General features: G+C 62.9%; 9 protein-coding genes. 7 read left to right on the forward strand and 2 right to left on the reverse strand.

Annotated features, from left to right (window positions below):
* The first annotated feature begins 57 nt into the window (after positions 1-57).
* The 6 genes from VKT51_10825 (at position 58) to VKT51_10850 (ending at position 7,160) form a co-directional block, all read left to right on the forward strand.
* Complete coding sequence (locus VKT51_10825; protein HLJ84656.1) at positions 58-828, forward strand: hypothetical protein; 771 nt, start codon at positions 58-60, stop codon at positions 826-828.
* Between the two features lie 67 nt (positions 829-895).
* The gene (locus VKT51_10830) at positions 896-2,728 is read left to right on the forward strand and encodes a serine hydrolase (GenBank protein ID HLJ84657.1); all 1,833 of its coding nucleotides are present in this window, start codon (positions 896-898) and stop codon (positions 2,726-2,728) included.
* A 177-nt stretch (positions 2,729-2,905) separates the two neighbouring features.
* Positions 2,906-3,550 (forward strand): DUF1326 domain-containing protein, encoded by a 645-nt coding sequence (locus VKT51_10835; protein HLJ84658.1) that lies wholly within the window; start codon positions 2,906-2,908, stop codon positions 3,548-3,550.
* Between the two features lie 2 nt (positions 3,551-3,552).
* Positions 3,553-4,341: a DUF2182 domain-containing protein gene (locus VKT51_10840; GenBank protein ID HLJ84659.1), complete on the forward strand. Its 789-nt coding sequence runs from the start codon at positions 3,553-3,555 to the stop codon at positions 4,339-4,341.
* A gap of 24 nt (positions 4,342-4,365) precedes the next feature.
* Positions 4,366-5,016 (forward strand): TetR family transcriptional regulator, encoded by a 651-nt coding sequence (locus tag VKT51_10845; GenBank protein HLJ84660.1) that lies wholly within the window; start codon positions 4,366-4,368, stop codon positions 5,014-5,016.
* Positions 5,013-7,160, forward strand: coding sequence for an alpha/beta fold hydrolase (locus tag VKT51_10850; GenBank protein HLJ84661.1), 2,148 nt, complete (start codon positions 5,013-5,015; stop codon positions 7,158-7,160). The genes VKT51_10845 and VKT51_10850 overlap by 4 nt, the downstream gene beginning before the upstream one ends.
* Here the strand turns inward: VKT51_10850 and VKT51_10855 are convergent.
* Entirely contained in the window at positions 7,157-9,607 is a 2,451-nt protein-coding gene (locus tag VKT51_10855; GenBank protein HLJ84662.1) for a DNA internalization-related competence protein ComEC/Rec2, read from the reverse strand. The genes VKT51_10850 and VKT51_10855 overlap by 4 nt on opposite strands.
* A gap of 269 nt (positions 9,608-9,876) precedes the next feature.
* Here VKT51_10855 and VKT51_10860 point away from each other — a divergent pair, with 269 nt between their 5' ends.
* A complete protein-coding gene (locus VKT51_10860) occupies positions 9,877-10,800 on the forward strand; it encodes an NAD-dependent epimerase/dehydratase family protein (GenBank protein HLJ84663.1) in 924 nt (307 codons plus the stop codon).
* Here the strand turns inward: VKT51_10860 and VKT51_10865 are convergent.
* Positions 10,797-11,151 (reverse strand): helix-turn-helix transcriptional regulator (locus VKT51_10865; protein HLJ84664.1); only part of this gene is annotated, 355 nt, incomplete at its 5' end. The genes VKT51_10860 and VKT51_10865 overlap by 4 nt on opposite strands.

An 11,151-nucleotide genomic window follows, 5' to 3' on the forward strand; every position in this document is an offset into this window, starting at 1 on the left:
CTTGAGTTCGACAGTTCGTGCTAAGGAATCTGAACTGTGTACCGCTAAGCGGCCATGATGAAACATTCGCTGGGGCGTTACGTCTATGGCGTGGCGGCGATTGGCTTTGGCGTCTGCGCCCTTGTCTGGCATGACATCAGCAACTGGCTGCAAATCAAGGCGCCCGGCGACCTTGCCCACAACACGATCATCACCTCCGTCGTGGCGATCATCGAGATACTCGGAGGCGCAGCGGTTCTTTGGCCGAGGACGGCCCGGGCAGGCGCGATCGTGCTCGGTGCGATGTACTTCGTCTTCGCACTGTTCACGGTACCGTTCATCATCAAGCAGCCGCTCGTCTACAATAGCTACGGAAACTTTTTCGAGCAATTCTCGTTCGTCGCGGGCGCTATAATCCTCTACGCGATTTCCCCTCCGGTCGCCGCGACTCGCGATTCGAAACTGACGGTGTTCGGATACTACACGTTCGGCCTCTGTGTGCTCTCGTTCGGGCTGGAACAACTTTTCTATCTTGCTCCCACTGCAAGTCTCGTTCCGAAATGGATTCCGCCCGGACAGATGTTCTGGGCGATCGCGACCACCATCGCATTTGGGCTTGCCGCCGTCGCGCTGCTCACGGGGTTGAAAGCGCGGCTCGCGTCCGGATTGACCACTGCGATGCTCATCGGTTTCGGGCTGATAGTCTGGGCGCCGGCGCTTGTCGCCAATCCCCATGACTTTTTCAGTTGGACCGAAACGGTGGAGACGTTCGGCATCGCCGGCTCAACGTGGATGGTCGCCGAGTATCTCGGGCGACCTCGTTCGAACGACTCGGCCCAAGCAATCTGAAAAATCGCGGAAGGCGTCGTAGCCTTCGCAAAGGCACCCTCTGCAGATCTGCCGTAAGATTTGCTCGATGACACGTCTTCAAAGCACGCGTTCGGCTCGCGTACTGAGCGGTCTTTGTCTGTTCGTCGCGCTCTGCGCAACGCCCCAAGCGGCGCGAACCCAGCCTGCGGGCGTCTCGCTCGTCGGTATCTGGGGAAGCACGAGCGTTGCTATGCCGACATTGCGCGGCGAGCTCACGGTGACGCGCGCCGGTGCGAATTGGAAAGCTCTCATCTCAGGCGTGAGCGCGGCCGCTTCTTCGCCTGACAATCGGATTCAATTTGTATTCCCGAGCGGACTGGGTCAATTTCGCGGCCGTGTGAATCCGGATGGAAAGACGATCGCCGGCTTCTGGTGCCAACCGGCGACGGCCGCGAACCAAGCGCTCGCGTCTCCGGTCGTTCTCATGCGCTCGGCCTCTAACGTCTGGCGCGGTTTCGTACGTCCGCTCGATGGGCGTTTCACTCTTTATCTCAGGATCTTCCGCAACGCCGATGGCTCGCTCACCGGCGCATTTCGCAATCCCGAGATGAATTCTCGCGGCGGCGCGAGCCAGTTCAGCGTCACACAGTCCGGCGGCGTGGTGCATTTCGCCGCACAGCCCGATCCGTCGCAGCCGCCGATCCGACTTGGCGCTGATCTCCTCAGCGCGCCGGATCGTCTTCAGATCTATTGGCCGGATGCGGCGAGCGTGCTGCAGTTACAGCGGCTTTCGAAAGCAGAGGCAGCGGCATTTTACCCGCGGCCGCCGGGTTCAGCGCCGATCAGCTACCGCGAGCCTCAGAACATCGGCGACGGATGGGTGACGGCCCGCGCGCGCGACGTGGGCATGGATGAAGCTCTGCTTGCGAAGCTCGTGCAGCAGTTGGCCGCGTCCGATCCTTCCGTTAGGCGCCCGGCCCTCATCCATTCTCTCCTCGTGGCGAGGCACGGCAAGCTCGTGCTCGAGGAATACTTCTTCGGCTTCGATCGCGATGAGCCGCACGATTTGCGGTCGGCAGGCAAGACCTTTGCGGCGGTCATGCTGGGGACGGCGATGTTGCAAGGCATTCGTGTGAGCGCGCAGACGCACATCTACCCATTGCTCTCCGCCATGGGCCCGTTCGCGCATCAGGACGCGCGCAAGAACGAGATCACGATCGGACAGCTCATGACGCACACCTCCGGTCTGGCCTGTGACGACAACAGCGACCGTTCGCCCGGCAGCGAGGACGCAATGCAGGGCCAAACGGCACAGCCGGATTGGTGGAAGTATACCCTCGATCTGCCGATGGCGCACGAACCTGGCGCGATCTATGCGTACTGCTCCGGCGGAATGAATCTCGTGGGCGCGGCGCTCACCACAGCGACGAACACATGGCTGCCGGAATATTTTGACCGGACTGTCGCGCAGCCGCTCCACTTCGGGCGCTACTACTGGAACCTCATGCCGACGGGCGAAGGATACCTCGGCGGAGGCGCTTTCGTGCGGCCTCGCGATCTGCTCAAGATCGGCCAGCTGTACTTGAATGGCGGCGTCTGGAACGGTAAACGCATCGTCTCATCGGCGTGGGTCGCAAGCTCGACGTCGCAGCACGTAGCGATCACCCCAGCGACCACCGGTCTGAGCGCCGACGAGTTCCCTAACTTCTACGGCGTAGGCGCCGACGGCTTCGCGTGGCATCTCGACTGGCTGCATGCGGGCGGTCATAGTTATCGGGAATATGGTGCCACGGGCAACGGCGGTCAGCTGCTCATCGTCGTTCCGGAGCTCGACATGACTGTCGTGTTCACGGCCGGAAATTTCGGGCAGGGCGGCATATGGAGCCAATTCCGCAGCCGCTTGGTGCCTGAGCGAATCATCCCCGCCATCCGTCACTGACCGCAGAACGGCGCCGGAGAACTGCTCCGGCTGCCGGTGTCTGCTCAGTGAAGCTACTTGACAACGGGCCGGTAAATGTGGTATTTAGTCAACTGACCAAGGCGAGTGACTTACTCGGGAGCGCGCCTGACCGGTCGTTGATTCCTTATTGCTCCCATGCGCGGAGGAAATGATCAAGTGGCTACTCAGACCCAACCGCAGTCAAAGACTGCTGCCAAGACATACACCCTGAAGGGCACGCTGCTCGAGGCATGCTCGTGCAAGACGCTGTGCCGATGCTGGATCGGCGAAGACCCCGATGGCGGCTCGTGCGACGCATTCAACGCATACCACATCGACAAAGGTGAGATCAACGGCATCGACGTCTCCGGGCTCACATACGTGCAAGTGGTGAAAATCCCGGGCAACGTCCTCGTACCGAAATCGTGGACTCGCGTCACGTACATCGACGGCGCGGCGACGCCGGAACAGAAGCAAGCTCTGCTGGATGCTTGGCATGGGCGCCTCGGAGGACCGCTGGCAGATCTCAACGGGCTCATCAAAGAGGATCTCGCGACGTACTCCGTGCCGATCGAACACAAGCTCACGGGCGGCGAGGGCACGCTCGTCGTGGGCGATAAAGTGCACGCGAAGATGGCCCCGTACAAGAGCGGTTACGGTTCTGTGACGACATTGCGCGACAGCATCTTCAGCACGATCGCCGGTGCGCCGGCGTACGTCTCGAAAGCATCCGAACATGTCGTGAACATCCCCGAACACGGCATGGTTTGGACGTTCAAAGACCGCAACGCGATCCAAGGCGACTTCGGGTTCGAAGCATAGCGATGGCAAGCACCGCTGGACAGGCTGGGGACCTCGGGCGCCGGACAACGCCGACGCTCGGCATACTTCTCGCCATCATCCTTGCGGCGTGGGGCTTGAGCGTGTGGGTGGAGTTGAGCGGCACCGCCGTCAGATTCCACCACCACACCCTCTACGAAAGCGGGCTGCCGTTCTGGTCGTCCGCGCTCATCATGCTTGCGGGATGGCAGATCATGACCGCCGCGATGATGCTGCCGTCATCGCTCGGATTCATCCGCATGTACGCGGCCGCAGCGAGGAACGCACCGGATTTTCCCGCGTCGCTCGCCCTCTTTCTCGTCGCGTACTTCGTCGTTTGGAGCGCGTTCGCGGTTGCGGCGTTTGCGGGAGATATGCAAGTGCATCGCGCCGTCGATGCGTGGCCGTGGCTCGCTGCGCATTCGCAGATCGTCATAGCCGCGACGCTCGGGCTGGCAGCGATCTACCAGCTCACGCCGCTCAAAGACGCGTGCCTAAAAGCATGCCGGCATCCCGGCATGTATCTTGCGCGACACTACAAGCGCGGCGTGCTCAACGGGTTTTCGGTGGGCCTCGGTCACGCGCTCTTCTGCGTCGGGTGTTGCTGGGCGCTCATGCTCGTCATGTTCGCGGCCGGCGTCGCCCATCTCGCCTGGATGGGAGTACTGGGTGTGGTGATGCTCATCGAGAAGGGCGCGAAGAACGGCGAACGCTTCGTCTTGCCCGTCGGTGCAGCGCTCGCTGCGCTCGCAGTCATAAGCCTTTTGGCGCCGCACGCGATACCAGGACTATAACAGCCTGCCTCGCATTCCGCTTGGATGAGGAGTCATCGAATCAAAGCGACGCAACGTCAACGACTCGGCATCACGCCTGCGCGTGAAGAAGCCGAACAAGCGTTTCTCGACGCCGCGGAGCGCTTGCTCGTGAGCGTGGGTTACGCCGGCATCACCACGCGCAAACTTGCCGAGGAGGCCGGCCTCAACCACGGGCTCGTCCATTATTACTTCGGATCGATGCAAGAGCTGCTCTTGCAAGTGCTCGAGCGATTCACCGACCGGTTGATCGCGCGGCAGCGGGCGATGTACGCAAGCGAGATACCGTTTCTCGAGAAATGGCGCACCGCCATGCGCTACCTCGACGAAGACTCGACGAGCGGCTACTCAAAGGTCTGGTTCGAACTGCAGGCGCTGGGCTGGAACGATCCCGATATCCGCAAGCGCGTCGCAAAGGTCGATCAGGCCTGGGGCCAAGTCGTGACCGAGGCTTTCGATAAGGCGATGACGGAATACAAGCTCGACCGTCGTGAGTTTCCACTTCAAGCAGTGACGGCGCTCGTCTTCACGTTCAACGAGGGGATGTTTCTTCGCACGCTCTCCGGCATCCGGACGGGACACAAAGAGCTGCTGGATTGGATCGACCGTTGGCTCGAAGATCTTGACGCAAAAATGCGAAAGCGAAGTGCGAGATGAGAGCTAGATACCCGGACCGCGAAGGCTTCGCCGAACGCGACGGAATCAAGATCGCGTTCGAGGTTTTTGGCGACGGACCGCAGACGATTTTGCTTCTTCCGCCGTGGTCTATCACGCATTCGCGCGTCTGGAAGGCGCAGGTGCCATATCTCGCGCGTCATTTCCGCGTCGTGACCTACGATGCGCCCGGCAACGGAAAATCGGACAGACCGCAAGATCCAAAACAGTACACCGATTGGAAGCGCGTTGCCGATGCGATGGCGGTGCTGCGCGCGACCGGTACCGAGCGGGCCGTCATCGTCGGCATCTGCACCGAAGCCTGGACCGCGACGCTGCTCGCAGGCGAACACCCGCACGTCGCCGAGGGGCTCGTGTTCTTCGCGCCGGTGTCACCGTACGGCGAGAGCATGCCCGAACGGGAAGTCACATCGTTCGACGCGGTCCTGGAAGACCACGAAGGTTGGGCCAAGGAAAACCGGCACTATTGGCTCAGCAACTACCGCGACTTCCTCGAATTCTTCTTCGCCGAGGCCGCGTACGAACCGCACTCCACGAAACAGCGCGAAGACTGTGTCGGTTTCGCCCTCGAGACCACGCCGCAGACCCTCATCGCGACGGTGGACGCGCCGGAATACATCGCGACGCTCACGCCCGACGATCCGCAAGTCGCGGAGCTCTATCGCAAGATCGAATGCCCGGTGCTCGTCATCCACGGCGAGCAAGATAAGCTCGTCTCGCCCACGCGGGGAATCGCCGTCGCCGGCGCCACCGGCGGAAGGCTCGTCTTGGTCGAAGGCGGCGGCCATCTGCTCTGGGCCCGCCAGCCGGTGAAGATCAATCTGCTCTTGCGAGAATTCGCCGAGCAAGTTTTTGTGAACGAACCGCAGGTCACGAACGGTCAGCGCACAGATGGGGCACGACGCTGGTCGGCTGCTCGCAAGCGTCCAAAGCGCGCGCTTTACATCTCGTCGCCGATCGGATTGGGTCACGCGATGCGCGACGTCGCGATCGCGGAAGAGCTGCGCCGCCTGCACCCGGATCTCACGGTGGATTGGCTCGCTCAGCATCCGGTGACTGCCGTCCTCGAGGCTCGGGGCGAGCGAATTCACCCGGCGAGCAAGTTCTTGGCGAGCGAGAGCAAGCACATCGAGAGCGAGTCGGACGAGCACGACCTCCATGCGTTTCAGGCGCTGCGCCGGATGGACGAGATCCTCATCAATAACTTCATGGTCTTCCACGATATCGTTCGTGACGAACCCTACGATCTTTGGATCGGCGACGAAGCGTGGGAACTGGACTACTTTTTGCACGAGAATCCGGAAGAGAAGCGTTCGCCGTACGTCTGGATGACAGATTTCGTCGGATGGCTCCCGATGCCCGACGGTGGCGAACGCGAGTCGTTCCTCACGTCCGACTACAATGCCGAGATGATCGAACAGATCACGCGCTATCCTCATCTACGCGACCGTTCTATCTTCGTGGGCAACCCGGAGGACATCGTGCCCGACAGCTTCGGCGCCGAATTGCCGCAGATCGCGGACTGGACGATGAAGCACTTCGACTTCTCAGGTTACATCACCGGCTTCGATCCGTCCGCGCTCGCCGACCGCGCGAAGTTGCGCGCCGAGCTCGGCTACAAGCCCGACGAGGTCGTCTGCATCGTGACCGTCGGCGGGTCGGGCGTCGGCGAACACCTGCTGCGCCGGGTCATCGACGCATATCCGCTGGCCAAGCGCAAGGTCGCGAACTTGCGGATGATCGTGGTGGCGGGACCGCGCATCGATCCCACATCTTTACCGTCAGCCGGAGGTCTTGAAGTGCGCGCGTATGTCGATGGCCTCTATCGCCACCTCGCCGCGTGCGACGTCGCGGTGGTCCAGGGCGGCATGACCACTACTATGGAACTCACCGCCAATCGGCGGCCGTTCCTGTACTTTCCGCTTCGCCATCACTTCGAGCAGAATTTCCACGTTCGTCATCGCCTCAAACAGTACGGCGCGGGCCGCTGCATGGACTACGCGACCGCTACGCCGGAGATCATTGCGACAGCGCTCGCCGAAGAATTGGCGAAGCCCGTTTCGTATAAACCGGTCGAAACCGATGGCGCAGCGCGTGCGGCTGCGCGAATCGCCGAATTGGTCTAGCGGTCTATCGCGCATCGTGAGGCGAGCCCAGTACCGTTCGTGTCGACGCTGATGCCCCCATCAAGGTCTGTTCGGTAAACGCGCACGCCGATCGTACGTAGCGCGAACAGCGTTCTCGGGCTTGGGTGGCCGAAGACGTTGTGCAGTCCGCACGAGATGATCGCGATCCTCGGATGCACGGCCGTCAAGAACGCGGGCGTGGAAGAATACGCGCTGCCGTGGTGTCCGACTTTGAGGATGTCGGCACGAAGATCGGCGCCGCCATGAGACAGCAGACGCGCTTCAGCCTCAGATTGCGCATCGCCGGTGAGCAGCATCGCGACCCGGCCAAATTCCACCCGCAACACGACTGAATTGTTGTTGATATCTGAGGCGGTACCGGTCAGCAGCGGGAGTTCCGGCCCGAGCACGCGCACGCGCACCGCCGGCCCGAGATCGAACGATACTCCGCGCACCGCGCGGCGCCAGGGGATGTGTCGGTCGCGCATGATCGCAAGCGCGCGGTGATAGGCTTGCCCGCCGTAGAGCTGCGCAGAGTCGTAGACGGCGCCGACGCGCTCGCGCGCCAAGATGACCGGGAGCCCGCCTGCGTGATCGCCGTGCGGATGCGTGAGCACGACGTAGTCGAGATGCGTGATCCAATGACGCAGCAAGAACGGCATGACCGTCTTGGTCGCGATCACGTCGCCGATCGGCTGCGCGACGATCTGGCCGGAAACGCCCGCGCGCTCGAGCTTGCCGCCGCCGTCCACCAGCATCGCGTGCATGCCGGGCGCGCGCACGAGAAGGCAATCCGCTTGGCCGACATCGATCGCGTCGAGATGGAGGCGAGGATCGAGCGCCGCCGCGAAGCCCGGCACGCAGTAGACGATGGCGAGCGCGGCTCCAGCGGCGACCGCACCGCCGACGAGACGCCGGCGTTCGGCGCCGAACTTCACGGCGAGCGCGAACGCCGCAAGCGCGATCCAATACAGCACGAGAAACGCATGGCTTGGCGGCGGCATGTCGACGTGTGCGGCAGGCAGCGATGCCGTACGGTCGACGATGTCCGTCACCGCGCGCACGCCCCACCAAGCGAGATTGGCAAACGGGGTGCACGCCCATGGCGCGATTTGCGCTAGCGCGACGAACGCGGCGCCGCACGCCATGATGGCCCCGATCAACGGTACGACGAGCAAATTCGCGACAACCGCGTACGGCGTGAAGACGTTGAAATACAGCGCTTGCAATGGCCAAAGCGCGATCTGCACGACGAGACTTGTTCGGGCGAGCTCCAAGACGAGGCGATCGAAGCCCGATTTGGCGTCCATGCCAAGGCGCTCGAGCGCCGGGCTTAACAGCGCGATACCCGCGACGCACGCGAACGAGAGAGAAAAGGAAGGCGATAGCACAGTAAGCGGCTGCGGCAGGCCCACGGCAAACGCTGCCGCGGCGAGCACCGCCGATGGAGTTCTTCCGCGACCGCTCTCGAACGCCGCGATGCCGGCTGTCAACATGGCGGCGGCACGAATCGTGGGCAGATGCAGGCCTGCCAGCGCCGCATATGACCAGGCAGCGCACACGACGAGCGCCATGCGGACCGGACGCGGCAGCGGTAATGCCGCGAGCAGCCGCGCAAGCAGCGCCGCCATGATTCCGAGGTGCAACCCCGCGGTGGTCAAGACGTGGACCGTGCCGGTGTCGGAAAATTCTTGACGGAGCGCGGCGGGAAGATCGCTTCGGTCTCCCCAGAGCACGCCTTCTAAGACGGTGGCGTCGAGCGCCGGAAGACGCGCCTCGATCGCGTTCGCAAAGATCGCACGCAGTCTGGCGAGCCCCGCTTCGATTCCCGCGGCCGGACCGTCGATGCGGATATCGCGAGCTGCCGGTGCCGCCAGCACGAGCGCCACGCCTTGTTCGGCCAGGACGTCGCGTTGAGCCGGTTCTCCATCGTTGCGCGGCCCGCCGGGCAATTCCACACGGCCTTTCACATGCGTCAACCGCCCCGCAATCGTTGAACCGCTTTGGAACGATGGCGCTTCGAGCAGCGCTACCCGGCCGAGGAGCGAAGCGGCTACCGCACCGCGCGGCGCATCGACGGAATCGATGCGAATCCTTAAGGAAACGCCCGATGAGGTGGGCTTCGGGCGCTCGAGTGCGACCGCTTCGACAGAGACGTGCCGCTCTTGAAGCGCGGCAAATGGCGGATGCGATCGCGCCCATCCGGCCCGAGCGCCGAGGCAGATCCCCGCGACAGCCGCGACGCCGACGATGACCGTGAGTTCGACTGCCGCTCGCTTCACGGCGTCCGTGCGCCGCACGCAGCCGGCGACGGCAAGCAACGCGACGCAGCAGAGCGCAGTGGGCCAACCGAGCGCATGCGCACTTGCGATCACACCGATCGCGTAGCCCGCGAATGCAAGCGCGAGTGCGTGACCGAGTCGCGCATCAAGTATCCAACGATCCATGCCGGCGCATCACGGCGCCCTCATTGTGCGTCCACTCGTTCTCGGTGTCGCTCGCCGCGAGGAACGCCTGAAGCCGAACGGGAACAAGAAGTTCCAACACTCGCGTCGACAAAGGAGATGCGCTGCTTGGACACCCTGGTAATCGTGCTCTTGGTGCTGATCTTGCTGGCCGTGACAGGGCACCTGCACCTCTAGATCAAGCGCTCTAACCCCTCAACCTCCACACATCCGGCCGCACGCACGCGGCGGCTCGACGAATTAGGTATCGCATGCGCGTTCTCGTCACCGGCGGTGCTGGCTTCATCGGTTCGCACCTTATCGACGCTTTGGTCGCGGCCGGTCACGAGACCGCGATCGTCGATAATTTCTGGGAGCGCGGCGGCGGCCGTCGCGCAAATGTGAATTCTAAGGCGAAACTCTATCGATGCGATATCCGCGATAAGGAGCTTGACCGCGTCTTTGCGGAGTTCAAGCCGGAGGCGGTCTCGCATCATGCCGCTCAGCACAGCGTCGCGATTTCGACCGAAGACCCGCAGTTCGACGCCGACGTCAACGTCAAAGGCCTTATCAACGTCTTGCGTCTGTCTGCGACATATGGCGCGAGAAAGGTGACGTTTGCGTCATCGGCCGCCACGTATGGCACGCCGCAGTACCTGCCGATCGACGAAAAGCACCCGCAGCTCCCCGAATCGCCGTACGGCATCACCAAAATGGTCGCCGAACACTATCTCCGCTACTTCCGCGCCGCCAAGGGCCTGGAGTTCACCGCCCTGCGCTACGGCAATGTGTACGGGCCGCGCCAGGACCCGAACGGCGAAGCCGGCGTCATCGCGATCTTCACGGGACGCATCATCGCAGGCGAGCCGATCCGCGTGGATTGGGATGGCGAACAGCAAAAGGATTTCGTGTACGTCGGCGACGTCGCACGCGCCGGCCTCCTGGCGCTCGACAAAGGCGACGGCACGTGCTTGAACATCGGCACGGGAATCGGCACGTCGGTCAACGCGCTGCATAGCGCCATCGCCGCGCAAGTCGGACGCGACGTCGAAGTCGTGCGCGCCCCGAAACGAGCCGGCGACGTGCGGACGTGCGTTTTCGCGGTCGATGCGGCGAAACGCGAACTCAGCTGGGAACCCCAGACGCCGCTCGCGGCGGGGATCAAAGCAACAGTGGAGTACTTCCGCTCGCTCTAGACCGCGCGGTTTTGCGTCGCTGCCGCGACAAGCGCCGCGAGCTTCGCACGCGAGTGCACTTCGAGTTTTTCGAAGATGGAAGCGATGTGCTTCTCGACGGTTTTCAATCGGATATCGAGTCGCTTGGCGATCTCGGCGTTGCGAAGACCTCCTGCCACAAGGTTGGCGACTTCGTGCTCACGCGACGAAAGCACGGTCAGGGCCGGCGCGGCCGACACAGACCGCAGCCGGCGCAGAATGCCGGACGCCCCGCACCGTTCGAAGATCGTCATCGCCTCTTCAACTCGCTGCGCGTGCACGAGAGCTTCGGCCTCGAGCATCGGCCAGCCGAGCGACGCGTACAGATGCGCG

Source organism: Candidatus Eremiobacteraceae bacterium (assembly GCA_035295225.1).
Classification (GTDB): Bacteria; Vulcanimicrobiota; Vulcanimicrobiia; order Eremiobacterales; family Eremiobacteraceae; genus JABCYQ01.

Coding starts and splice junctions, on each gene's coding strand:
- VKT51_10860 (HLJ84663.1), top strand. CDS start 9,877: ATGCGCGTTCTCGTCACCGGCGGTGCTGGCTTCATCGGTTCGCACCTT.
- VKT51_10845 (HLJ84660.1), top strand. CDS start 4,366: ATGAGGAGTCATCGAATCAAAGCGACGCAACGTCAACGACTCGGCATC.
- VKT51_10825 (HLJ84656.1), top strand. CDS start 58: ATGAAACATTCGCTGGGGCGTTACGTCTATGGCGTGGCGGCGATTGGC.
- VKT51_10830 (HLJ84657.1), top strand. CDS start 896: ATGACACGTCTTCAAAGCACGCGTTCGGCTCGCGTACTGAGCGGTCTT.
- VKT51_10840 (HLJ84659.1), top strand. CDS start 3,553: ATGGCAAGCACCGCTGGACAGGCTGGGGACCTCGGGCGCCGGACAACG.
- VKT51_10855 (HLJ84662.1), bottom strand. CDS start 9,607: ATGGATCGTTGGATACTTGATGCGCGACTCGGTCACGCACTCGCGCTT.
- VKT51_10850 (HLJ84661.1), top strand. CDS start 5,013: ATGAGAGCTAGATACCCGGACCGCGAAGGCTTCGCCGAACGCGACGGA.